Genomic DNA, 24,923 nt, shown 5'->3' with positions numbered 1-24,923 from the left:
GAAAGCGCGCATCTCATTACAGCAGTTTGCCCCAGCTTTCGACCCACGGTGATGTCACCGTTTCAGGCTCAGGATTCTCTGTGGCATCTACCAATAAAATCTCACCCACGCGTTGTGCACTTTGCTCTTGCAACAGTGCATCGAAGGTTTTACCTGCTCCACAGAAATGATCGTAGCTGCTGTCACCCAACGCAATCACGCCATAACGCAGCGTTGGCTGATAACCTAACTTCTCTTTCACCCCGTTGACCAGCTCGGCAATGCTGTCTGGAAAATCGCCCTGGCCTGTGGTGGAAGTAATCACCAACACCACATCATTGCTGTAATCATTCCACTCCGCCAGCGTTGGGTCCTCAAACACGTTTACGTTGTGGCCTTGCTCTTGCAAAATCGGTTCTGCTTCTTCTGCGACCAGCAGCGAATTACCGTAAACCGTGCCTACAAAAATGCCTATCTTTGCCATGAGCGCTCTCCTTATTCTGAACTGATATCCTGGCGTGGCTGCGGCTCAAACTCAACCCTCGGAACCTCAGGGATGAGATTCTGCCAGCCAAAGTGATTCATCAGGTTTTGCCACACTGAATCCAGTCCGGCGCGGATCATCAGCGGTTCACCCGTGATGGGATGTGTCAGCAATAAACTGCTGGCGTGCAGCATTAATCGGTTTGCACCAAAATGCGCAGCCGCACCGCGATTCTGCTTTAAATCTCCGTGCGCGCTGTCGCCGATGATCGGATGGCGCAGGTGCGACATATGGCGTCTTAGCTGATGTTTGCGCCCGGTTTTCGGCGATAACTCGACCAGGCTGTAACGTGCGGTGGGGTAACGCCCTACCGGCAGCGGCATTTCTGCTGTTGCTAACGCCCTGTAATCGGTGACGGCTGGCTGCGCGATACGCTCTTCACTGGCAAACTTATCGGCGATTTTGTCCCGCTCTTCCATCAGCGGATAATCCAGCGTGTCGCTGCTTTCCAGCCAACCTCGCAGTACCGCGTGATAGGTTTTTTGTATCTGATGATGTTCAAATTGCAGCGAAAGCAACCGCCCTACCTCGCTGGACAACCCCATCAGAAGCACACCGGAAGTAGGTCGATCAAGACGGTGAACAGTAAAGACGTGCTGGCCGATTTGATCGCGTACCGTCTGCATCACAAAGACTTTTTCATTGCGATCGAGCCAACTGCGGTGTACCAGCCAGCCAGCGGGTTTGTTAACCGCCACCAGCCACTCATCTTGATAAAGAATTTCTAACATCAGACGGCATCGTCCATAAACAACGCGTCGAGCTGACGCAGCGTAAGTAATAACAGCGGGCGGCCCGCCTGCGCAGGCGCTAACGCCATCTCAAAATAAGGGGCGATAGCGAAGTTCTTCGGCAGTGGTTGCTGTGCGGCGATTAAAGCGTGCATGTGGGGAATAAGCACCCATTGCAGCCATTCCAGTGGTTCCAGGGTGTCGAGACAAAAAGGTTCACGACTCTCGAAAGCGCTGGCCTGGGGCGACGTCGTTTGCCAGAGATCGTGCTCAAGCATTATCGCCTCAACCTGCTCCAGCCGTTGCGTAATCAATTGTTCCGGCGTCATGCGCCACCTCCAGCGAGCAGTAAAAAAAGGGGCGGCAAGCATATCACTTGTTAACGTAGGCACAAAAAAAGGGAGCACTGTATAAACAGTGCTCCCGGTTCGTTTGCAGCTTTCCTGCTACGTTTATGCTCCCTGCTCTTCCATGACAACTGGTCCACGTGCATTCCTGCCGCCCATCTTCTTGATGAATCCTTAGCATCCTGGCCCGCCACCTATTCTAAGAGGCTCTCATTCTCCATCCTGGAGGTGTCCCTGTCTCAATCCTGAGTGTCCTGCTTCATCCGGTGAAGCCTTCCTTGTGCCGTAAACTCCGTTACGTTCCCGCCTCATGGCTTAACATCATCCTGACGATATCTTTTGTCCTTAGCGTCCTGCTAGTGCGAAACATTCTGACAGAATGCTTCGCGTAAACAAGCTACTAAAAAACGTAACGCCATTAACTTATTGCTACTATTTCGGACTAATGCCATTAAGTCGATGATTCACAATCTTTTTACATTGGAGACATCTAGAAGTCTTATGCATTTTAAGATGATCTCTCACAGCGCCTGTAAGAGATATCTCACAAACAAAGCGGGCAATCTCTGCATCTCATAGACTAAACGGTTGTAAATGCTTAAGAAATATCTCAATATTTTCTGAAAGAATGCGATGATTTTTACGGCCAGGCTGTTCAAGAATAATTTCGCCGCTCAGATTACTCAGCGAGATGATTTCCTCTTCCGATTCTGTCGTGGCAATAAACAGCGTGGGCGGTAATTTCAGTCGGCGTTTCATAACCAAATGCCCGATCAAATTTTCCTGCAAACGCAGGAAGTCTTCTTCACTCCAGACCTGTAACAGGGTCAACTGTTGCTGTTCAAAACGCGCTTGCATATCTCCGGCAAACTGACTGGTGTAAAAGGCCGTGATGGCGGGCTGCAACTCAATATCCAACGCCCTTTCCACTGCATCAAGCGAAGGTGGCAGGCTGAATGGCTGAGGTTGCCACAGTACGCGATCGTTGCGTTCTTCAATAACGCACGGCGACGGAACACCAGTAAGCTCAGCACTGGCAGGAGCATGACCATAAAGTTGTTGCCAAACCTGGCAATATCGGGTGGTAAAGTCGTGTAGCGCTTCAGCAGTTTGCTGCATCGTTCATATTCTCACTTCTGATGGGTTACACTTACCCACTTTGTTTAATTTTGATGGAAACCGTTATGTCTTCTCACGAACAGGATCAGGCGTTAAGCAACCTGACGCTGGGCAAACCCACAGCCTATCACGATCGCTATGACAACAGCTTGTTGCAGGCGGTTCCGCGTAGCCTGAACCGTGAACCGCTAGGCCTTTTTCCCGATAGCCTGCCGTTTTCTGGCTCAGACATCTGGACGCTGTATGAGCTGTCGTGGCTCAACAACAAAGGCCTACCGCAGGTTGCTGTCGGTGAAGTGGTGCTCAGTGCAAGCAGTCGCAATCTTATCGAGTCGAAAAGCTTCAAGCTTTATCTTAACAGCTTTAATCAGACCAAATTCGCCGACTGGGGCGAAGTCCGTCAAACGCTAGAGCGCGATCTGCGTGCCTGCGCAGAAGGTGACGTAACGGTCGCGCTGTTTCGACTCAGCGAAGTTGAGGGTCAGCCCATCGGCCATTTCGAGGGTTACTGCATTGATGAACAAGATATCGAAATCGACGATTATCGTTTCAATGCTGATTATTTGGCCGATGCAACCGGCAGCGAAGTGGTTGAAGAGACGCTGGTAAGCCATTTACTGAAATCCAACTGTTTGATCACCAACCAGCCTGATTGGGGTTCGGTGATGATTCACTATAAAGGCCCGCGCCTCGAACGTGAAAAGCTGTTGCGCTATCTGATCTCTTTCCGCCAGCACAACGAATTTCATGAACAATGCGTTGAACGCATTTTTAATGACATTCTGCGCTTCTGTCATCCAGAACAACTGACGGTCTATGCACGCTATACGCGACGCGGTGGATTAGATATCAATCCGTGGCGCAGCAATGTGCCTTTCTCTCCAGGTTATTCACGCCTGGTTCGTCAATAGTTTGCGAGATCACTCGCAGGCTGTGCTTAGCGCATACGGATCCGCTTGAGCTGTTCCTGCTGACAAGGCTACTCTGAACACGGCGGCGAACGTTGGGTTCGTCGTCCAGAGAGTTTTAATCAAAATAATTCGGGTTGCAGGGCGACAGCAAACGGGCACATCGCAGACGCTGAATCAAATCGGCAAATGGGAAAACAAGTGATGCTAACGCCGCTGTGGCTTGAAGCGTGAAGGGTATTTCGTCACTGCATTTGCAGTGCCACCAATCACCCAGGCGGGTGTAAAGGAGTTTACATGATCACTCATATCAGCCCACTTGGCTCCATGGACCTGCTCTCTCAGTTAGAAGTCGACATGCTGAAACGCACGGCCAGCAGCGATCTTTACCAGCTGTTCCGTAACTGTTCTCTCGCCGTGCTCAACTCCGGTAGCCAGACTGACAGTAGCCATGAACTGCTTTCCCGCTTTGAAAACTTTGACATCAATGTGTTGCGCCGTGAGCGCGGCGTAAAACTTGAGCTGATCAACCCGCCGGAAGAGGCGTTTGTGGATGGGCGTATCATTCGGTCATTACAGGCCAACCTGTTTGCCGTATTGCGCGATATTTTGTTTGTGAGTGGCCAGCTTTCGGGTTCGGGACGCTTTCAAAATCTCGATGCGGATGACTCAGCCAATATCACCAACACGGTCTTTTCAATTCTGCGTAATGCGCGTGCGCTGCATATCGGTGAATATCCCAACACTGTGGTGTGCTGGGGCGGCCACTCGATTAACGCGGTCGAATATCAGTATTGCCGTAATGTCGGTACGCAACTCGGCTTGCGCGAACTGAATATTTGCACCGGCTGCGGTCCTGGCGTCATGGAAGCGCCGATGAAAGGCGCGGCGGTGGGCCACGCGCAGCAACGCTATCGCGACAGCCGTTTTATTGGGTTAACTGAACCCTCTATTATTGCCGCCGAACCGCCGAATCCGCTGGTGAACGAATTAATCATCATGCCGGACATTGAAAAACGCCTTGAAGCGTTTGTGCGAATGGCACATGGCATCATTATCTTTCCAGGTGGTGTGGGCACAGCGGAAGAACTGCTTTATCTGTTGGGTATCATGATGAATCCACAGAACAGCGATCAGGTGTTACCGCTGATTCTGACGGGACCGAAAGAGAGTGCTGACTACTTCCGTGTACTGGATGATTTCATTGTCAGCACCTTGGGCGAGCAGGCACGTAAGTATTATCAAATCATCATTGAAGACGCCCACGAAGTTGCGCGCCTGATGAAAAAAGCGATGCCAGAAGTGAAAGAATATCGCCGCGAAACCGGCGATGCCTATAGCTTCAACTGGTCCATTCGCATTGCGCAAGATTTACAGGTTCCGTTTATGCCGACGCATGAAAACATGGCCAATCTGAATCTTTACACTCATCAGCCGCCGGAAAAACTGGCTGCAGATTTGCGTCGCGCCTTCTCAGGCATTGTGGCCGGTAACGTTAAAGAGATGGGCATTCGTGAAATCCGTGAAAAAGGTCCCTACAAGCTTCATGGTGATGCGGATATCATGCACCGCATGGACGAGCTGCTACAGGGATTTGTCGCTCAGCAACGCATGAAACTGCCGGGCACCGCTTACATTCCTTGCTACGAAATCATCAAATAAATCAGGAGGCAGCTTTCGGGCTGCCCATATTCTCATGCCTCTTCATCTTCTCATTATTGATGCACTAAACCTTATCCGCCGTTTACATGCAGTACAGGGTTCGCCTTGTGTTGATGGCTGCGTAGCTGCACTACGACAGCTGCTCGGTCATACGCAACCCACCCATGTTGTTGCGGTTTTTGACGGAGAAACCCGACATCAAGGCTGGCGTCACGATTTATTACCGGACTACAAAAGTGGACGTCCGCCGATGCCGGAAGACTTACAGGCAGAAATGCCTGCACTGCAGGAGGCCTTTCGCGCTGCGGGAGTGAGCTGCTGGATTGCTGATCAGGACGAAGCTGACGATCTCGCCGCCACGCTGGCAGTAAAAATGGCTGAAGCTGGCCATCAGGCCACCATCGTTTCTACAGACAAAGGATATTGTCAGCTGCTGGCCCCGGCAATCCGCATTCGTGACTACTTCCAAAAACGCTGGCTGGATGTGCCTTTTATTGCAGCAGAATTTGGCGTTGCGCCACAGCTTTTGCCTGATTATTGGGGGTTATGTGGAATCAGCAGCAGCAAAATTCCGGGCATTGCCGGTATTGGGCCCAAAAGTGCCAAAGAATTGTTACAGCAGTTTGGAACGCTGGAAGGAATTTATCAGCAACTGGATCAAGTCCCCACAAAGTGGCGCAAAAAATTGCAGGCAGAACAGCAAATGGCGCAAATCAGCCGGCAAGTTGCCACGCTCAAGCAGGATTTAGTACTACAAGGGAATTTAAAAACGCTGCGTTATGAAGGCTGAGTGCCGCAGCACTCAGCCTCATTAAATTACCGCTCGTCGCGACGCCCACCAACCGCAGCCCAGATGCGACGAATATGCACCGTCACTTCTTCGCGATCGTGATAGAGGTGACGTGCACGAATCTGCGCATTAATACCGTTCTCTTGAAAACGCTCTTCGATCATCGCCAGAATTTGCGTAACCTCTTCGTAACGCTTTTTCATTGGCAACTTCAGATTGAAGATCGCTTCGCGGCACCAGCCGTTTACCAGCCATTCTGTCATCAGGTTTGCCACGCGCACCGGTTTTTCAACCATATCGCAAACCAGCCAAGTGATATTGGTACGCGGCGGACGGAACTTAAAGCCGTCTGCTCGCTCATGCATTACCTGTCCGGTATCCATCAGGCTTGGTGCCATTGGACCGTTATCAACCGCATAAACCATCATGCTGCGTTGTACCAGTTGATAGGTCCAGCCCCCCGGACAAGCACCGAGATCAACGGCGTACATGCCGCCTGTTAAACGTTCATCCCATTCATCAGCAGGGATAAAGACATGAAAAGCCTCTTCCAGCTTTAGCGTTGAACGGCTCGGCGCATCAGAAGGGAACTTAAGCCGCGGAATGCCCATATAAAGCGGAGAATTGTTGTTCGGATAGGAATAGCCTACATAACAGGTGCCCGGAGCGATGAAAAAAACATGCACCACAGGACGCTTAGGACTTTCATAACCTAACAAAATTCCGTTTTCGCGCAGACTGGCCCGCAGCGGCACGGTAAATTTGCGACAGAACTTAGTCAGCTCTTTAGCTTCGTTGGTGTCTGGCACTTCTACACGCAGTTCACCCCCTTTCTCAACCACACCCGTCAGCATGCCGACTACCGGAGAAATACGATCTTCTTGCGGCAGATTACGCAATAGCTCACCGACAACTAACATCTGACGCGCGAAGATAAGCTCCTCAAAAGGGAGTTCCTTTATCAGGCGATCGGCATCTTCATACTGGTAGCACTCGAACAGCACATAACCTGAATCTTCTTTAACGCGAGGAAATCCATAGATTTCGCGTTCCGCTGCTTTAGCGGCAATTTCAGCCGCACACTCTTTTTCAAAACCGGAACGGCAATACAGCAATACTTTATTCATGGCGATCTGCCTTTCGTTTAAGACGCAGCGCGCCAATCAACATCAAAAACCAACCGGCCAGGAAACAAAGCCCGCCAACTGGGGTGACAAAAACCCAAAACTTCAAATGCGACAGCGCCAGACAATAAAGGCTTCCGCTAAACAACACGATGCCAAGTGCCATCAATGCGCTGCTCCAGTAAAACCAGATATTGGCGCGACGCAACATCGCAGCGCCAAGGCCAATCACCGCTAAGGTGTGATAAGCCTGATATTCAAGACCGGTATGAATCCACGCCATCTCGGCTGGCCCGAGTGAACCGCTTAAAACATGGGCGCCGAAAGCACCAAAAGCCACCAGCAAAAACCCACTGATAGCAGCAAAAATCAACATGGCACGACTGGACATTAAACAATCCTCAAGGTGCATCTGCATTCATTCTGAATCAATCGCTTGTGCAGAAATCAATTAGGTAGAAATCAAACTTTGCAGAATCAAAACGTTACTGGTCATAGCGGAAGCGGAATTTTTCTTGTTCGGTTGCTGCTTTGGCCAGAATCCACTGTCGAAAGGCGGCTATTTTACCCAGTTCTGCCTGACTGTCATGACAAACCAGATAAAAAGCGTTTTTACTGACTAATACATCGTTAAAAGGACAAACCAATCGGCCTGCTTCAATTTCACTTTGCGCCATCACATTGTTGGCTAATGCCACACCCTGACCATGAATCGCGGCCTGTAAAACCATTGCGCTATGACTAAAAATCGGCCCTTGCTGGACGTTAATGTGCTGCACACCTAACTGACGAATGTAGGATTGCCAGTCACGACGCGAAGCATCATGTAGCAAGGTAAAGCGCGACAAATCCATTGGCGTTTTAAGTGGATTATCGCCCGTCATTAATGCAGGTGAGCAAACAGGCAGCAGATATTCAGCGTACAATTTTTCGACTCGTAGGCCCGGCCAGTTGCCGCGCCCATAGAAAATAGCCACATCAACATCATCAGCTAACTTCTCTTCATCACGGTCTACGGCCTGAATACGCACATCGATTCCCGGATAAGCCATATTAAAGCTGGAAAGACGCGGAACCAGCCATTGAATGGCAAAACTGGGTAGCAAACTGACCGTTAAAGCGCCCTTGGCGCTGCGTGCCTGTAATTTGCGTGTCGCTTCGTTAATCGCAGAGAAAATCTCTTTGATGTCTAAATAGTAGCTTTGCCCTTCTTCTGTCAGTAAAAGCGAACGATTTCTCCGGCGAAATAGCTTTAAGCCAAGGAAATCTTCCAGAGATTTTATCTGATGGCTTACAGCTGCCTGGGTGACGAAAAGCTCTTCAGCGGCTTTGGTAAAGCTTAAATGGCGTGCAGCGGCGTCAAAAACCCGCAGCGCATTAAGAGGAGGAAGACGTTTTGACATGGTTTTCCGTATCCGGATCGGCAACAAATACCAAAGCTTATACAAAGCCTTTACGTATTAGAAATTTTAATCCGAGACATTATAATTTGTCCGTTGAGGAAGCTCCAGCAAATACCTATAGTTGCCGCACTTCCTGAGCCGGAACGAAAAGTTTTAGGATTTGTGAGTGAGTTCGCAGATTTTCCGAAAGCTTTTGGCTTGTGGTCGTGATGTTGTGTTTGCATTTTTGATCTGACCTTTGCAGATCAAGCTTTTAATTCCTGTAGATTTACCCTGTCTGTCCATAGAAATTTTTTAAACAGCACCGCAAATTGCGGTGCTTTTTTTTGCCTGCTTACTGGCCCATCTCAACCATTTCTTTCACATCAGTACGGTTGATCTGCTGTTCGTTGCCATTGGCATCTTTATAGCTGATCATACCGGTTTCATCATCTACCTTGGGTTTACCATCAGCGACGATGGTGCGACCATCATTCGTGTGCATAACGTAGTTGCTTGAACAAGCAGTCAGGGTAAAAGCCATGGTACAAACGGCCAGCACTGCGGTGAGTTTATTCATCTTCTATCTCCTTGCAGATTGATTGCATTAAACCACCCGCGTTACGCTGACCAGAAGCAGCAGATAAGTGAGATCAACTAAATTAGGTCGCATCGTTATGCGGGTTTGGTTCAAACCTTGCAATATTCAGCATAACGCGCTTTTTCAGCTTTGCCAGGCGGAACCCTTTCTTTCGGTCTGGTCCTATTTATTATCATCATGAGTCATTATCAAGAGACGCGCATGACCGCATTTAATCCCAGTGCTTTTCGCCAACAGTTTCCTGCGCTAGACGACGCTGGCGTCTATCTCGATAGCGCAGCAACTACGCTGAAGCCGCAAGTCGTCATTGATACTACACAGCAGTTTTACAGCCTGAGCGCAGGCACCGTTCATCGCAGTCAGTTTGCAGCCGCACGCCAGCTTACCGAACGTTACGAGCAGGCCCGCAATCAGGTCGCTCATTGGTTGCACGCGGCCGATCCTCGGCAGATTATCTGGACACGCGGCACCACCGAAGCCATCAATTTAGTGGCCAACAGTTGGTTGCTGCCACGTTTACAGGCTGGTGACGAAATCGTGGTCAGTGAAGCCGAACACCACGCGAATCTGGTCCCGTGGTTAATGGTGGCGCAAGCGCGTGGCGCAAAAGTGGTGAAATGGCCGATTGGGGCTGATCGCCTGCCCGATATTTCGCTACTGCCTGCTTTGCTTAACAACCGCACGCGCTTGCTGGCAATTGGGCAAATGTCGAACGTTACGGGCGGCTGTCCCGATTTGGCGCAGGCGATTCAGCTAGCACATGCGTTCGGCGCGAAAGTGATGGTTGATGGCGCGCAAGGCGTGGTGCATTGCCCGCCGGACATGCAGGCACTGGATATCGACTTCTATGCATTTTCAGGACACAAGCTTTACGGCCCGATGGGCATTGGTGTGCTGTACGGTAAAGCTGAACTGCTGGAAGCGATGAGTCCCTGGCAAGGTGGCGGCAAAATGCTGACACAGGTTGACTTCAGTGGCTTTACGCCTCAACCGGTGCCGTGGCGTTTTGAAGCAGGAACGCCGAACGTGGCAGGCGTGGTGGGGTTAAGTGCAGCATTAACCTGGCTCAGTCAGCACGACCAAAGCAAAGCGGAGATGTGGAGCCAGCAGCTTGCCAGTCTCGCAGAAGAACAACTCGCCGAATTGCCCGGCTTTCGCAGTTTCCGCTGTGGTAACGCCAGTCTGCTGGCTTTTGACTTCGAAGGCATTCATCACAGCGACATCGTTACGCTGCTAGCGGAGCACAACATTGCGCTGCGAGCCGGCCAACATTGTGCTCAACCGTTGCTGGCAGCGTTAGGTGTCAGCGGCACGCTGCGTGTTTCGTTTGCGCCCTATAATAATCTGCAAGATGTTGATGCGCTGTTACGCGCCATGCGTAGCGCCATCGCGTTGTTATCGGAGCCTTGATATGAGTTCATCAATGTTAGCGCCACACCCGTTTGGCGATCTGATCACTATTGAAAGTTTGAAAGATAAATTTGCGCATTTTCATCAGTGGGAAGATCGCTATCGTCAGCTGATTCAGCTCAGCCGCCAACTTCCCGCGTTAGAGGAAGCGTTGAAAACACCGGAGATTGAATTAAGCGGCTGTGAAAATCGCGTCTGGCTAAGCAGTCAGATGCGCCATGACGGCACTTTGCACTTTTACGGTGATAGCGAAGGCCGCATTGTGCGCGGCCTGCTGGCGGTTTTGCTGACCGCCGTTGAAGGTAAAACGCCACAAATGCTGGTAGATGAAGATCCTTTGCAGCTGTTTGATGATTTAGGCTTACGCGCTCAGCTTAGCGCTTCACGCAGTAGCGGGTTACAGGCGCTAGCCGATGCAGTTAAGCATCAGGCACACGAAGCGTTGCGTTAAGCCTGACGTGCCGCACGCGCCATGAATTTCTTCAGCGCATGTGAAACAGCCACAAAACCAAAGCTCGCGGTCACCATCGTGGCCGCACCAAATCCTGAGGCGCAATCCATGCGTTTAGGGCCTTCCGCCGTACTGCGAGAGGCGCATACGCTGCCGTCCGGCTGCGGATAAACCAGCGCTTCGGTAGAAAAAACGCAATCAATGCCTAACTTGCCTTTGCTGCTCTTAACGACGCCAAGCTGTTTTAAACGCTCACGTAATTTTGCAGCCAGCGGATCCTGAATCGTTTTCGCCAGATCGGCGACTTGGATCTGGGTAGGATCGATCTGCCCACCCGCACCACCGGTAGTGATCAGCGGGATCTTGTTACGGCGGCACCATGCGATCAGCGCCGCTTTTGGACGCACGCTATCGATCGCATCAATCACATAGTCGTAACCTGCAGCCATCAGCTCAGCGGTATTTTCAGGCGTGATGAAGTCATCAATACAAATCACTTCGCAATCTGGATTGATAGCGCGCATGCGATCGGCCATGACTTCAGTTTTTGCTTTTCCCACATTGCCATTCAGCGCATGAATCTGCCGGTTGGTATTGGTGATGCAGACATCATCCATATCAATCAGCGTAATTTTGCCGATGCCGGTTCGCACCAGCGCTTCCGCTGCCCATGAGCCAACGCCACCGATACCAATTACGCAGAAATGCGCATCAGCAAATTGTTGCAGCGCATCCTGACCATAAAGACGCGCAGTCCCGCCAAAGCGTTGGCGCCAGGCGTCGTTAACCCTACTCATAATTTAACCTGTAAAGTCGTGCGGGCCGATTGGCCCGCAGATAAGACATTAATTAGAACCCAATAACAGAGAACCATTATTACCATTTTGCGGGTTACTGAACACAGGCTGCCCAGTGCCTGGCGCGGCTTTCAATACCCATACGCGACCATAGTGATTATAGAAGCCAGCAAGGTGAGCAGCATCTGGGCCAATGCCTTGGTAAATATCAAAATGCTGGCCTTTGATTGCGCCACCCACATCCAGCGCCACCATCAAACGCATCTCATATTTGCCATTGAACTTACCCTTCTCGTTCAACTGCGGCACTTCTGCCAGCAATACTGTTCCGGCAGGAATAATTGAACGATCGGAGGCCACCGAGGCTTTCGCTATCAGCGGTACTGCGCTCGCACCGCGCACTGGCGTATATTCTTCTGCCTTGAAGAAGACAAACGAAGGGTTGGTTTCCAGCAGCGTGCGGACTTCCTGTGGAGAATGTTCCTGCGCCCATTGGCGGATCGCCTGCATCGACATATCTTCACGCTTCACTTCGCCGCGATCGATCAGTTCTTTACCAATGCTGTGATAGCCCCAGCCATTTTTGCCGGCATAGCCGAAGAAACGCATTGGTCGTCCATCACCAAAATCAACGTAGCCGCTGCCCTGCACATCCATCATGAAATTGTCGATTAGCGAATTGCTGTAAGCGATGATGTAACGATCGTCGATGCCACCACTATATATAGAGGCGCGGCTAGGTAATTTCTCGCCACGCTTGCGAGGAGGTAAGCGATAAATCGGGTACTGGAACTCACCCTGGCGGGTATAACGTGCTTCAACAACTGGCGTGTAGTAACCGGTGAATTGTACATTGCCGTAGTTATCGGTGCCTTCCATCTGGAATGCATTCAAACCGAACTGACGCAGCTGACGCGTATCGGCACCCGCCATTAGCCAGCTTTCAATGGCGCTGTAAGTGCCATTCTGGCGGCCAAACAGTCCAGAAGATGCATATTGAACCTGACGCACCTGCTCACCGAAATCTTTGCCGTTAACCGGGCGCCCTTTAGCGTTAGGCTGATTCACCAGCGCTAAAGGCTGTTCAAGCTTACCATCTTTATATTGCTGTCCACGATCGGTGGGTTTGGAACTACAGCCAGCCAGTAGCGCTAAAAATGCGCCAGTAAGTGCATACTTCGCCCAACATCCTTTCATCATCATCTCTTTTTATAAACTGTTCGCACGGCGACGATAGCAAAGCGCCCGTAAGAATGAAATCCATCCTCTCTGTCACTGCCTGCATCAGTTCACTATTTCAACAAATGGTCTATTCTTTCAGCAATCGACTGTAAATTTAAACTTTCCTTCCGAAAAGGGGTTGCAACAATCAGCACTCAGCGTATAGTGCGCTTCCACGGACGCGGGGTGGAGCAGCCTGGTAGCTCGTCGGGCTCATAACCCGAAGGTCGTCGGTTCAAATCCGGCCCCCGCAACCAACTCTTCTTTGGAAGAGAAAAAGTAAAAAGTCGCAAAGCGCAGTACGGACGCGGGGTGGAGCAGCCTGGTAGCTCGTCGGGCTCATAACCCGAAGGTCGTCGGTTCAAATCCGGCCCCCGCAACCAACTCTTCTTTGGAAGAGACAATGTGAAAAGTCGCAAAGCGCAATACGGACGCGGGGTGGAGCAGCCTGGTAGCTCGTCGGGCTCATAACCCGAAGGTCGTCGGTTCAAATCCGGCCCCCGCAACCAACATTTAAACACCTGAAAGGGTGTTTTTTTGTATCTGGCCTTTGTTAACGCCTCGATGATCCCCGCTTAGCCTTATCTTTTGCATAACCTCCTTTCTTATTAAGCGGTTAACAAAAAAGCTAAAAATTTAAGACGCAATTTCTATCATAGAAATAAAAGCTTTCTTGAATAACAAAACGGATAGCTTCAGCTACCCGTTTTTATTTCTAGCGATGTGCAAGCGCCGCACCCTTCTCAAAGTACGCCTTGATACCGTGAAAAATGGCATCGGCCACTTGTTGTTGGTAGCGCGTCGTTCGCAGTTTTCGCTCCTCTTCAACGTTACTGATGAAAGCGGTTTCGACCAAAATCGACGGAATATCCGGCGCTTTTAATACGGCAAAGCCAGCCTGATCAACAGTCCGTTTATGCAGATGATTGATGTGCCCCATCCGACTCAGCACTTCTTTGCCGAACTTCAAACTGTCATGGATAGTTTGCCGCTGCACCATGTCGAACATCGTATGGTCAAGATAACGGTCGCCGCTCATGCTAACGCCACCAATCAAATCCGCTTCATTCTGCGTTTGTGCTAAAAACCGTGCGGCTGCAGAGGTTGCTCCGCTGGTTGAAAGCGCAAACACAGATGAACCGCGCGCGGCACGGCTGGTAAACGCATCGGCATGGATTGAGACAAACAGATCGGCCCGCTGCTTACGCGCCTTAGCGACCCGCACGCGCAGTGGAATAAAGACATCTTCATTGCGCGTCATGTAGGCTTTCATGTTCGGCTGTTTGTCGATCAGCGCTTTCAGGCGGCGCCCAATTTTCAGCACGATATCTTTTTCGCGCGTTTTATATTTACCGTGCGCACCCGGATCTTCACCGCCATGTCCGGGATCGATCATGATGATAATCGGTCGATCGCGCCCAGCCTTGCCCGGCAGCGGTGCTTGCACCTGCTCATTTTTCTCAAGATCGCCTTGGTTATAATCTTTTAATAACGCCAGCAGCGGATCATCTTCGATGCGATCCTGGCTTGGATAGAGATCCACAACCAGCCGGTTTTTGATCGTGGCGACAGGCGGAAGGCTAAAGATTTTTGGCGACACATTGCGCTTTAACTCCAGCACGATACGTACCGTATGGGTATCAAACTGCCCTACTCGCGCATTTTTGATAAAGGGATCGTCCACGCGAACCAGTTTATTGACGCCCTTAAGAACCGTGTTGAGATGCAGGCCCTCAATATCGATAACGAGGCGCTCAGGATGACTCAGCGCAAACTGTTTGTATTTGAGCGGGACATTCGATTCCAGCGTCATACGGGAATAGGTTGAGGAAGGCCAGATGCGTACCGCGACGATATGGCTGCTAGCAGCCATGCCAACACGGCTGACACTCAACAGCAGTAATGCGCCGGTACTCTGCAAGAATCGTCTACGTGAGAAAAGGGAATTAACTTCGGACATGCCGCTCCAACTACAGTGTAATGTCTAAAAAAACGCCAGTTAATAATTAGGTGGCGAAAACTTTATCCAATCCAGAATGCGATGTCACCCCGGAAACCCCAAATAATGCAGGCTGTTAGCGGCTTTGGCATGCGGAAAATCGTAAATTAACGTCAGGATTAGCGCTTGCAAAAACAGCCATAAAAGAATAAAAATACAAAAAATTCGAATAATCATTCACTGAGGGTTGGCCGTGAAGGAACGTAGTACTGAACTGGTTCAGGGTTTTCGCCATACCGTTCCCTATATCAATGCGCATCGGGATAAAACGTTTGTCATCATGCTGGGCGGTGAAGCCATTGAGCATGAGAACTTCTCCACCATCATTAATGACATTGGCCTGTTGCACAGCCTTGGCATACGTTTGGTGGTGGTTTACGGCGCACGTCCTCAGATCGATGCCAACCTGGCCGCGCACCAGCTAGAACCGGTTTATCATAAGTTTACCCGGGTTACCGACGCGCAATCGCTGGAATTAGTGAAACAAGCTGCCGGTCGTCTTCAGCTAGATATCACTGCTCGCCTCTCAATGAGCCTTAACAACACGCCGCTGCAAGGCGCACATATCAATGTTGTTAGCGGCAACTTCATCATCGCTCAGCCACTAGGCGTGGATGATGGCGTAGATTATTGTCACTCCGGCCGTATTCGTCGTATTGATGAAGAAGCGATTCATCGCCAGCTCGACAACGATGCGATTGTGCTGCTGGGTCCGGTTGCGGTTTCAGTCACTGGCGAAAGCTTTAACCTGACTTCAGAAGAAGTTGCGACGCAGTTGGCCATTAAACTCAAAGCGGAAAAGATGATTGGTTTTTGCTCTGAGCAAGGCGTGATCAACAGCGAAGGCAATATTGTCTCCGAACTGTTCCCTAACGATGCGCAGGCGCGTATTGAAGAGTTCGAGCGCGAAGGTGATTACCTTTCTGGTACGGTTCGCTTCCTGCGTGGCGCAGTGAAAGCATGCCGCAGCGGCGTGCGCCGTAGCCATTTGATCAGCTATCAGGAAAATGGTGCGCTGCTACAGGAACTGTTCTCGCGCGACGGTATTGGTACGCAGATTGTGATGGAGTCGGCTGAACAGATCCGGCGCGCCAATATCAACGATATCGGTGGCATTCTGGAATTGATTCGTCCACTGGAACAGCAAGGCATTTTGGTACGCCGCTCGCGTGAACAGCTGGAGATGGAAATCGACAAATTCACCATCATTCAACGCGACAGCCTGACCATTGCCTGCGCCGCACTCTATCCTTTCATGGATGAGAAAATCGGCGAAATGGCCTGCGTTGCAGTACATCCTGATTATCGCAGCTCATCACGCGGCGAAATGCTGCTGGAACGCGTCGCCTTGCAGGCTCGCCAGATGGGATTGCAGAAACTGTTCGTGCTCACCACGCGCAGCATTCACTGGTTCCAGGAACGTGGCTTTACGCCAGTAGACATCGAATCGCTGCCGGAAAGTAAAAAAGAGATGTACAACTATCAGCGCCGTTCCAAAGTGTTGATGGCCGATTTGACGTAACACTTTTCGGGCGGCAATCATGCCGCCTCTTTCTCTCCTGACCGGCTGTAACTAACCTAATTCAGCCAGACGTTCAACCAATCCACTGCGTCGCTGAGTTTGCAGCGCAACCGCCCGCTGAAAAACGCCAAGATCGCTATAAAGCGTTAGCTTATTACGCGCGCGTGTGATCGCGGTGTAAACCAGCTCGCGGGTTAATACCGGCAAGAATTGAGCTGGCATGACAAATGCCGTGTGATCAAATTCCGATCCTTGGGATTTATGCACTGTCATCACCCAAGCTGTTTCATGCGAAGGCAAACGACTCGGCTGAACGGCTTTGATCGAGCCATCCGGCAGCGGGAAAAAGACCTTTAGCTGGCCCTCTGCATCTCGCAGCGTAATCCCAATATCGCCATTAAACAGCCCAAGCGCGCTGTCATTACGGGTAATCATCACCGGACGGCCCAAATACCAGCGGCTGCCCATGCCGGGACGACGAATGCGTTGCAGCTGCATTAATCGCTGCTCAACACGCTGATTCAACCCCTGCACGCCAAAAGGCCCTTCGCGTAATGCACACAGCAGTTGATAACGACCAAATGCAGTGATGATCTCCGCAGGCGGCGCGTTTTGCTTAATCAGTTTCAGGAAGGGGCGATAACCTTGCGCCACGTCGTCCAACATCAGCTGATAGGCTTCGCCGCTGTCGAGCGATTGATAGTGAATATCGTTAAATGCAGCAGCAAACACCTTTTCAACCTGGCGCGTGTCGCCCAGATTTATGGCACTTGCCAGCTGACCAATGCCTGACGTCGCATCAAAGCGATAGCTCTTTTTCAGCAGGCAAATGCTGTCGCGTACTACAGGCGCTTGATGATGATCTAACCCTTCCAGCGAGCAGCCGGTTAGTAACGCCAACTGTTCCGCACGCGCTAAGCTGTAACCGCTTTCGCTACAGCGACAAATATCGCCCAGCACAGCGCCCGCTTCGACTGAAGCCAACTGATCGCGATCGCCCAGGAAAATAACGCGAGCATGCGCAGGCAGCGCTGAAATCAATTTCGCCATCATCGAAAGGTCAACCATCGACGCTTCATCCACCACCAGCACGTCGAGATGCAGGCGATTACTGGCGTGATAACGCAAACGCTGCGTGTCGGGCTGCGCGCCTAACAGGCGATGTAACGTGGTGGCTTCGGCGGGGAAACGTGCCCGCTCCTCTTCGCTAACGGACAAACCCTGCAGCGCTTTACCCAGCGACTCCGTCAAGCGCGCCGCGGCTTTCCCGGTAGGTGCCGCGAGCTGGATGCGTAACGCGCCATCATTCAGGCGAATCATCGCCGCCAATAATTTTGCTACCGTGGTGGTTTTACCGGTGCCGGGCCCACCTGAAATCACTGCGGTTTTTCGCGTAAGCGCGACGGCCGCAGCAATTTTTTGCCAGTTATCCGGTTCGTTACCGAATAAGTGATTAAGCACTTCGCTGGCTTTATGCGCATCAAACTTAGCGCTGTGATCCTGAAGTGAGAAGAACGTCGCGATCTCTCCTTCGCTCTGCCACAAACGATGCAGATAAAGTCGCTGATTATTCAGCACCAAGGGTGTGACGAGGCTCCCGTCGCTCAACGCTGACCAACCGGCTAAACGTTCTGTCCAGTTTTCAGGTGCGCCCGCTGCTTGCCATAATGCCTGCGCCAAGGCGGGCTGGCGTCCGGCAAACAGTCGCGCCTCACTCAGGTTTTCCAGCGGCAGGCAGACATGCCCTTCTCCTGCCTCTGCACTCACGCAAGCTGCCGCCAGTAATAAAGCGGGTTGCGATTCATCGGCCAGCAGCCGGGCAAACTGGATATCTAAAGGACGCAACAGACGCTTTTCCATCGCCTGCATTAAAAGTGACATCATTTCACTCATGACATCTCCTCGGTCTTGCCAAATAACATGTCGATCTCTTCAACAAATGCTTCGCTGGGACGGGTGAAAAAAATACCATTGTCTGGTGAAGTGCCATCCATGCCGCGCAGAAACAGATAAAATACCCCACCAAAATCGCGCTGATAATCGTAATCGCGCAGACGATGCTGAAGGTAGCGATGCAGCGCCAGCGTATAAAGCTGATACTGCAAATCGTAGCGGTGATCGATCATGGCCTGTTCCATTGCCTGCGGCGTATAATCGACATGACTGTTACCCAGCCAGTTAGATTTGTAATCCAACAGGTAATATTTACCCTGCCAGCGGAAAACCAGATCGATAAACCCCTTCAACATACCTTGTACCTGTCGAAAATCGAGCGCCGGCGCACGTTGCGATAAATCATCGTGACGACGCAGTAGCGCATCCAGATCCGTGGCGGTGAGCAGGTTACTGATAGGCAGGTAAAACTCCATCTCAATCAGCCGTTGATTCATGCTGATTTTACTCAGCATCACGCCATCAGCATTAAGTGGCGTATGCAGAACGCGCGTTATCCACGCTTTAACCACTGGTAGCCAGTCCAGCGAATAGCCGCTTTGCAGCAACTGATCTTCCAGCCAGATATCATCGGGTGTTTCGGCAAAGTCGATAGATTCGAATAAGCCATGCAAAAAGGTACCCGGTGCTGCGCCGCGTGGGAAGTGATGTGGCGTCAGCGTCATCTCTTCATCACTGCCTTCTTCACCCGCCGCATCAATATCAAAACTTGGCATGACATCCAGTAACGGTGAACTGCTGTGCTGCTGTAATCCTGAATAGCTGGTCACGCGCCAGCCATCGGCGAGTCCTCGCGTCACATTGCGGCTGCTTAGCGCTTCATCGGCAGCCAGACCCTCTTGCCAGGCTTCGCCAGCTTGTAACTCGCCTGCGACCACCTCAATACCTGCGCCATTTAATGCCTGCAGCTGCTGACTTAACTGCGTAGAATCCGCTGCTTCGCCGCGCTGCACCAGATAGCCCAATGCGCTTTTATGCAGATCGCTGTCACCTTCTTTTTTACGCGTACCTTTAATCAGTGGCGCAATGCCAATGCTGCAATGGTGAACCGATCGCGTTAGCGCCACATAAAGCAGGCGTAGATCTTCTGCCAACCGCTCTTCCTCTGCCAGCGCCATACTCTGCTCATCGCCCTGCACGTCCAGTAACGCGGCAAAGCTTTCGCGATCGTGATAAAGCGCGCTGGCTGCTTCACGGAATCCGGCGGCAAAGGGCAGCCAGACCAACGGATATTGCAACCCTTTGGACTTATGGATGGTGACAATCTGTACCAGATGTCGATCACTTTCCAGACGCAGCTGCTGATTCGCCGCCTGGCTGTTAGGCCGCGCAATCTGCTGTGCAAGAAAACGCACCAGCGCATGCGGGCTGTCGAGTTGAATCGCCGCTTCCTGCAACAGTTCGCCAAGGTGCATTAAATCCGTTAGCCTGCGCTCACCATTGTCAGAAGCCAGCATGTTTTCTGCCAGCTGACGCTTGATCATCACATCACGAAGCATCGGCAAAATGCCGCGCTGATGCCACAGCTGTTGCCATGCGGCAAACTGCTCAACCAGTGCATCCCAGTCACGCTCGTTCTGACTGAACGCGTCGAGCGTAGCGGCATCAATCGCAAAGATAGAGGTCGCCAGTGCGCTGCGTAACAGTCGTTCCTGTTCAGGCGTTTGTACAGCTTGCAGTAACCACAGCAGTTCACGCGCTTCAGGCGTGGTGTACACGCTGTCGCGACTGGAAAGGTAGACCGAAGGAATCGATAACGCATTCAGCGCATCGCGAATCAGATTTGCTTCGTTACGGCTGCGCACCAGCACGGTGATGTCAGAGGCTTGCACCTTGCGCAGCGTCTCTCCTTTACCCAGCAGCGCGCGACCTTGCTGCCCAGCAAGCAGCCAACGGCTAATATCAGAGGCGCACTGCTGCGCCATAAACTGTTGGTAATCGCTGACGCCAACACCTTCACCCGGCTGAAGCCAAAAGCGCAGCGCCGGTTGTAACTGCTCGTCGAATAGCAGTTTCAACGCCTGATTCGACGGGGCGGGATTAACCGGTAAAAAAGGAATTGCTGAAAACAGAAACGGGGCTTCCAGTTGCGAAAACAACCGGTTAACGGCATCGACCATTTCCGGCGATGAGCGCCAGTTGGTATCAAGCGTATAGTGAGCACTAACCTCGTTTCGTGCGCGCAGATAAGTAAAAATATCTGCGCCACGGAAAGCGTAAATGGCCTGCTTGGGATCGCCTATCAGCAGTAACGCCTGCTCAGGTTGATTAATATAAAGTGCGCGGAAAATGCGATATTGCTGCGGATCGGTGTCCTGAAATTCATCGATCAGCGCCACGGGAAAACGGGCGCGAATAGTTTCAGCCAATAAAACACCGCCGGGTTGCTGCAGTGCCTCATCCAGCTTGCTCAACAGGTCGTCGAAACCCAGCAATGCACGCAAACGCTTTTCGCGCTGCACAGCATCACGCACTTCAATCAATGCCCGAGAAATGATGACATCACGCAGCGACAGAGGCTCCGCGAGAAACGCATCTATCGCCTCGAAAAGCGGATGCTGCGGCGCTTCACCTTTCTTGGTTTTTTCAAAAAGCACCTGTTGCCCGAAACGCTCAAGCTCTTTGGGCAATTGGTAATCCAGTGTTTCACTGCCCGCCCACTGCGTTACTTTACTGATCCAATTAGGCAGATGTTTGCTGCTGTAGCTGCGTTTATCAACACCTGATTGCGTGATGATGCTTTCGACTTCACTACTCAGCGCCTGCCATCGCTGCTTGATTTCCGCTATGCGCGCCTGATTTCTGGCATGACGGGTTGCAAGCGTCTCTTCGGCTGTTGGCGGCCGCTTAAGCCTGGGCGATTCACCCTGCAACCACGGACGCAGCGTGAGCAACAAGTTGTCTGGACCGCTCCATTCAGCCGCGATAACGCGCGCAACATCAAGCGACAAAGGATAACAGTGGCGACGCCAGAAATCGGCAGTCGACTGTTTCAGTAGTGCCTGTTCATCTTCAATCAACTCCTGCTCAAACAGCATGCCTGACTCAAAGGCATTTAAATTAAGCATGCGCTGGCAAAAGCCGTGAATAGTAAAAATGGCCGCTTCGTCCATTTGCCGTTCGGCCGCCAATAGCTGTGAGGCGGCCTGAGGCAAATCGGGGATCTGCCCCAGCAGCGTTTGCAGCATGGGATTACTGCTTTTGCCGCGCACACATGCCAGTCGCAGCTGATGGATGTTATCGCGGATACGCCCACGCAGCTCAGCCGTGGCGGCCTCGGTAAACGTCACCACCAATATTTCTTCTACTGAGAGCGGGCGGCTATATGCATTTTCTTCACCCAAGCCCAGCAACAAGCGCAGATAGAGTAATCCAATGGTAAACGTTTTTCCGGTTCCCGCTGACGCCTCAATCAGCCGCTCGCCTCGTAGCGGCAGCGTCAGTGGATTCAATGATTCGGGGCGTGACTGCGTCATTGGGTCTCACTCTTCACCGGCAGCGATTGCTGCAATTTCGCAACTTCATTCCAGGTTTTCCACGCTGGCAGCTGAGCAAACTCCATTTTACCGACGCCGCTACCTGCAATTTGCGATGTCATCGCCATGCCATTTTTACGGACTACCGCTTGATGGAAAAAGTCCGCAAGGCTGGAAGCCGTGATCAGCTGAATCTGCTCTATGACTTTTTGACGTGTATCAAATGCGTAGTTCTGGCGATCGAAGTCACGGCTATAACGTGTGGCTTCCTCGTCCAGCGTTTGTGGTCGCTGCTTCAGTTCGTTAATCATTGCCTGTTGATACTGAGAAAAATCGGCCTTATTCATCTCGCGCAGCCGCCGCTCTGCCTGCGGGTAGAAAGCCTGATAACGCTGCAGCAAATAGGCGGGCTGTTTGCTGTTACTTTGCAGTAAGAATCCGATTCCCCACTGGCGTCCTACCGGCATTTGAAAGGCAAAAACGGCGTAACCGAGTTGTTCTTCGGTACGCAGTTGGTTATAGAACCACGGCTGAACAATTTGGCTCAACATTGAGCTATTAGCCATACTCTGATATTCGCCGTAACCCAGCGGTATATAGAGCGCGGCCAAGGCTGAATCGGTGCTGCTGCCTGTTTGTTGCAGGTTAGCTTTGATCGGTTTTTCAAATGCCACATATTTGCTGTGCCAGTAATGCGTACCATCATTTTGCATCTGCTGTTTTAGATCGCGGCCTAGCTGCGTCACGCTGTCTGCACTCAAATTACCCACTACCAACATTTCGGGTCTGGCATTTCGGATCAACTTGTCGCGATAGGTCACTACATCTTTTAACGTAATCGCGCTGACCAATTTACGACGCGTTTCGCGTTGAGTATAAGGCAACTGCGACAGCATCTGCATCGGCTGAATCGCCTGCTCAAACGCTTTGCCTTTCTCTGCCGCTTCCAGGCGCTCCAGATACCAGGATTTTGCCTGCTCAAGTTCCTGCGCCGTTGGCTGGAAGGTTGAATAGCCTTCCACTAGCTTCTTCAGCAATGTGGGTAAGCGCTGAGTAAAGCCGCTGGCGCTAAACACCAAACCATCATCTTCGCCAGTAGAGAAGCTAATGCCGCCGACGGAAGCCTGCGAGCTCAACTCATCCAACGCCAGGCTGGAAAGATAGTCGTTCAAACCGAATAGCACTTGTTGCCGGGCATCGCTGATAGATTGCTTATTGCGCAGCGCCAGGGTGATGGTGGCTTTGGGTTCACTGGCGTAAAACTGGCTCGGCATCCAGTAAATCCGCATGCCGTAATCATTTTCCAGCTTCACCGGATGGCTGTAAGCCTTGTCAGTAGGCGTAATTAAGGCGAAATCATCGGGAATATAAGGATTGAGAGTCGGCAGTGAGAGCTGAATTTTGCTGGCGCGCTGCTGCCAGTTGTCAAATGTTTGCTTATCAATGTGATCCACCTGATAAGGCGCATTCACAAAATAGGCTTGCTTGTTATGCGGCTCCTGCGGGCTGATGTACCAGATGCGTGCTTTCTCTGGCGTCATCTCATCAAGGCGTGCTTTGATCGCAGCTTGATCAAATTGATCGGCTAAATAAGGTGCATCTAATGTGTGCTCTATCGGCACACGCAACATGGTATCGGCCAGCCACTCAATGTAATCCATGTCACGTGTAATTGAGGGGTAACGGAAATCCAGCGCCAGCACATGTGACACTTCGTCGAAGTAGCGTTTATCAACGCCCTGCTCACGCAGCATATTAAGGTAGCTAAAAATAGCCGCCACCACTTCGTCACGCTGTGCCAAACCTTTGTCGGTTAACGACACAGTAATCGCAAACACGCCGCTATTACGGTCAGTCATTGGATCTGCACCTGCGTTAACGCCGTCAGCTAACCCTTGTTTTTGCAGCCAGTCTGTTAAGGTATTTTTGCTGCGATTGCTCAGTAAATAACTGATCAGCGTGTCCGTTTTGCTTCGGAAGCGTTCGCTGTTATTCGGGATGCGAAATTCAATTTTAAGCTGTTTACGCGGCTGCGCAGGCACGTAGTGAATGATGATGCCTTGCTGCGCATCAGTGACCACCGGCATATTAATCGCTGGAACGGTGGCATTGTGATTGGTTACACGCCCAAACGTTTTGGCTGCAATCGCTGCCATTTCCGTCAGCGGTTTATTGCTGTAAATCACTGCCTTCATCAGGTTGGCAGAATAGTGGGTATGATAGAAATCCGTCAGCGTTTGATGCAGTTTGCTGTCCGGCTTATCTTTCAGTGTCTCAAGGTTACCGCCGGAAAAGCGCGAACTCGGGTGCGCCGGATTCAGGGTTTCTGCCCCGACCTGTGCCATGCGCAATCCATCACGCGAACGCGCCATGGTCAGTTCCGCATTGACCGCGTGCCGCTCGCGATCGGCATTCACGGGATCGAGCAACGGCTCAGCCACCGCATCCGCCAGGCGATCCACCGCTGGCTCAAGCGAATCGTTTTCAACTTCCAGGTAAAAAGCGGTGCGATAGGACGCAGTACTGGCGTTGTGGCTGCCACCGTGTTTCTTAAGAAACTCAGCAAGGTTATCAGGCTGGGGATAGCGTTTTGACCCCATCAAGACCATATGCTCAAGGTAGTGGGCTAAACCCAATTGCTGATTGGGATCATCCAAAGAACCAATGGGTAAGGTCAATGCCGCCAGCGATTTTGGGGCTTCGTTATCTGAAACCAGTAAAACGGTCATGCCATTGTCGAGCGTTATCGCTTGATACTGACGCGGATCGTGCTCACTTTTATGAATGGTGTCATTGATTGGCTGCCAGCCCGATTCTGTCTGTGCTAATGCTTGCAAAGCCGCAAAGCTCAACAGAAGCGCTGCTATCCAGCGTGCGTGTGTACGCATGTAAACCCCTTACTTTACC

20 protein-coding genes and 3 tRNA genes are annotated in these 24,923 nt (G+C 51.4%); 9 read left to right on the top strand and 14 right to left on the bottom strand.

Features of this window, described 5'->3' with window-relative positions:
• Positions 1 to 16 precede the first annotated feature (16 nt).
• The 4 genes from MUG06_RS14905 to syd form a co-directional block, all read right to left on the bottom strand.
• A complete protein-coding gene (locus MUG06_RS14905; protein ID WP_215845739.1) occupies positions 17 to 463 on the bottom strand; it encodes a flavodoxin in 447 nt (148 codons plus the stop codon).
• A gap of 11 nt (positions 464 to 474) precedes the next feature.
• A complete protein-coding gene (gene truC, locus MUG06_RS14900; RefSeq protein ID WP_243079057.1) occupies positions 475 to 1,254 on the bottom strand; it encodes a tRNA pseudouridine(65) synthase TruC in 780 nt (259 codons plus the stop codon).
• A complete protein-coding gene (locus MUG06_RS14895) occupies positions 1,254 to 1,583 on the bottom strand; it encodes a YqcC family protein (RefSeq protein ID WP_243079056.1) in 330 nt (109 codons plus the stop codon). Before MUG06_RS14895 ends, truC begins: the two co-directional genes overlap by 1 nt.
• Positions 1,584 to 2,174: 591 nt before the next feature.
• Positions 2,175 to 2,720, bottom strand: a complete 546-nt coding sequence (syd, locus tag MUG06_RS14890) for a SecY-interacting protein (RefSeq protein ID WP_243079055.1) — start codon at positions 2,718 to 2,720, stop codon at positions 2,175 to 2,177.
• 65 nt (positions 2,721 to 2,785) lie between these two features.
• Here syd and queF point away from each other — a divergent pair, with 65 nt between their 5' ends.
• From queF to xni, 3 genes are all read left to right on the top strand, one after another.
• On the top strand, positions 2,786 to 3,631 hold the full coding sequence (queF, locus tag MUG06_RS14885; protein WP_243079054.1) for an NADPH-dependent 7-cyano-7-deazaguanine reductase QueF: 846 nt from the start codon (positions 2,786 to 2,788) through the stop codon (positions 3,629 to 3,631).
• Positions 3,632 to 3,925: 294 nt separating this feature from the next.
• Entirely contained in the window at positions 3,926 to 5,290 is a 1,365-nt protein-coding gene (gene ppnN / locus MUG06_RS14880) for a nucleotide 5'-monophosphate nucleosidase PpnN (protein WP_215845734.1), read from the top strand.
• Positions 5,291 to 5,324: 34 nt separating this feature from the next.
• A complete protein-coding gene (xni, locus tag MUG06_RS14875) occupies positions 5,325 to 6,080 on the top strand; it encodes a flap endonuclease Xni (RefSeq protein ID WP_215845733.1) in 756 nt (251 codons plus the stop codon).
• Between the two features lie 26 nt (positions 6,081 to 6,106).
• Here xni and rlmM read toward each other — a convergent pair whose 3' ends face one another.
• The 4 genes from rlmM to MUG06_RS14855 all read right to left on the bottom strand — a co-directional run bounded on the left by rlmM (position 6,107) and on the right by MUG06_RS14855 (position 9,166).
• Positions 6,107 to 7,207: a 23S rRNA (cytidine(2498)-2'-O)-methyltransferase RlmM gene (gene rlmM / locus MUG06_RS14870; RefSeq protein WP_243079053.1), complete on the bottom strand. Its 1,101-nt coding sequence runs from the start codon at positions 7,205 to 7,207 to the stop codon at positions 6,107 to 6,109.
• Positions 7,200 to 7,595 carry a DUF423 domain-containing protein gene (locus tag MUG06_RS14865; RefSeq protein WP_215845732.1) on the bottom strand — a complete coding sequence of 132 codons (396 nt, stop codon included), beginning with the start codon at positions 7,593 to 7,595 and terminating at the stop codon, positions 7,200 to 7,202. The genes rlmM and MUG06_RS14865 overlap by 8 nt, the downstream gene beginning before the upstream one ends.
• A gap of 94 nt (positions 7,596 to 7,689) precedes the next feature.
• Positions 7,690 to 8,607 (bottom strand): transcriptional regulator GcvA, encoded by a 918-nt coding sequence (locus tag MUG06_RS14860; protein WP_215845731.1) that lies wholly within the window; start codon positions 8,605 to 8,607, stop codon positions 7,690 to 7,692.
• 334 nt (positions 8,608 to 8,941) lie between these two features.
• Positions 8,942 to 9,166, bottom strand: coding sequence for a YgdI/YgdR family lipoprotein (locus MUG06_RS14855; protein ID WP_215845730.1), 225 nt, complete (start codon positions 9,164 to 9,166; stop codon positions 8,942 to 8,944).
• A 222-nt stretch (positions 9,167 to 9,388) separates the two neighbouring features.
• Between MUG06_RS14855 and csdA the strand changes: the two genes are divergently transcribed.
• Positions 9,389 to 10,597 carry a cysteine desulfurase CsdA gene (gene csdA / locus MUG06_RS14850; RefSeq protein WP_243079052.1) on the top strand — a complete coding sequence of 403 codons (1,209 nt, stop codon included), beginning with the start codon at positions 9,389 to 9,391 and terminating at the stop codon, positions 10,595 to 10,597.
• 1 nt (position 10,598) lies between these two features.
• A complete protein-coding gene (gene csdE / locus MUG06_RS14845; protein WP_215845728.1) occupies positions 10,599 to 11,048 on the top strand; it encodes a cysteine desulfurase sulfur acceptor subunit CsdE in 450 nt (149 codons plus the stop codon).
• Here csdE and tcdA read toward each other — a convergent pair.
• On the bottom strand, positions 11,045 to 11,845 hold the full coding sequence (tcdA, locus tag MUG06_RS14840; RefSeq protein WP_215845727.1) for a tRNA cyclic N6-threonylcarbamoyladenosine(37) synthase TcdA: 801 nt from the start codon (positions 11,843 to 11,845) through the stop codon (positions 11,045 to 11,047). The two genes, csdE and tcdA, sit on opposite strands and share 4 nt — an antisense overlap.
• Positions 11,846 to 11,893: 48 nt before the next feature.
• Positions 11,894 to 13,042, bottom strand: coding sequence for a murein transglycosylase A (gene mltA / locus MUG06_RS14835; protein WP_215848226.1), 1,149 nt, complete (start codon positions 13,040 to 13,042; stop codon positions 11,894 to 11,896).
• A 204-nt stretch (positions 13,043 to 13,246) separates the two neighbouring features.
• Between mltA and MUG06_RS14830 the strand changes: the two genes are divergently transcribed.
• The 3 genes from MUG06_RS14830 (at position 13,247) to MUG06_RS14820 (ending at position 13,575) form a co-directional block, all read left to right on the top strand.
• A tRNA-Met gene (locus MUG06_RS14830) sits at positions 13,247 to 13,323 on the top strand.
• A 49-nt stretch (positions 13,324 to 13,372) separates the two neighbouring features.
• Positions 13,373 to 13,449 (top strand) — tRNA-Met (locus tag MUG06_RS14825).
• 49 nt (positions 13,450 to 13,498) lie between these two features.
• Positions 13,499 to 13,575, top strand: a tRNA-Met gene (locus MUG06_RS14820).
• A gap of 206 nt (positions 13,576 to 13,781) precedes the next feature.
• Here MUG06_RS14820 and amiC read toward each other — a convergent pair.
• On the bottom strand, positions 13,782 to 15,026 hold the full coding sequence (gene amiC / locus MUG06_RS14815) for an N-acetylmuramoyl-L-alanine amidase AmiC (protein WP_215845726.1): 1,245 nt from the start codon (positions 15,024 to 15,026) through the stop codon (positions 13,782 to 13,784).
• A gap of 232 nt (positions 15,027 to 15,258) precedes the next feature.
• On the opposite strand from amiC, the gene argA reads away from it, so the two are divergent.
• Positions 15,259 to 16,587: an amino-acid N-acetyltransferase gene (argA, locus tag MUG06_RS14810; RefSeq protein ID WP_215845725.1), complete on the top strand. Its 1,329-nt coding sequence runs from the start codon at positions 15,259 to 15,261 to the stop codon at positions 16,585 to 16,587.
• Positions 16,588 to 16,638: 51 nt separating this feature from the next.
• Here argA and recD read toward each other — a convergent pair whose 3' ends face one another.
• From recD to ptrA, 3 genes are read right to left on the bottom strand one after another with little or no spacing between them, the layout of a single operon-like run.
• Positions 16,639 to 18,480 carry an exodeoxyribonuclease V subunit alpha gene (gene recD / locus MUG06_RS14805; protein WP_215845724.1) on the bottom strand — a complete coding sequence of 614 codons (1,842 nt, stop codon included), beginning with the start codon at positions 18,478 to 18,480 and terminating at the stop codon, positions 16,639 to 16,641.
• Positions 18,477 to 22,016, bottom strand: a complete 3,540-nt coding sequence (gene recB / locus MUG06_RS14800) for an exodeoxyribonuclease V subunit beta (protein ID WP_243079051.1) — start codon at positions 22,014 to 22,016, stop codon at positions 18,477 to 18,479. The genes recD and recB overlap by 4 nt, the downstream gene beginning before the upstream one ends.
• Complete coding sequence (ptrA, locus tag MUG06_RS14795) at positions 22,013 to 24,904, bottom strand: pitrilysin (RefSeq protein WP_243079050.1); 2,892 nt, start codon at positions 24,902 to 24,904, stop codon at positions 22,013 to 22,015. The genes recB and ptrA overlap by 4 nt, the downstream gene beginning before the upstream one ends.
• Between the last annotated feature and the right edge of the window lie 19 nt (positions 24,905 to 24,923).

Source organism: Pantoea sp. MQR6, from assembly GCF_022761075.1.
GTDB lineage: Bacteria > Pseudomonadota > Gammaproteobacteria > Enterobacterales > Enterobacteriaceae > Pantoea > Pantoea phytostimulans.
The sequence above is the reverse complement of the archived record's forward strand: the minus strand, read 5'-3'. Positions and strand labels throughout refer to the sequence as shown.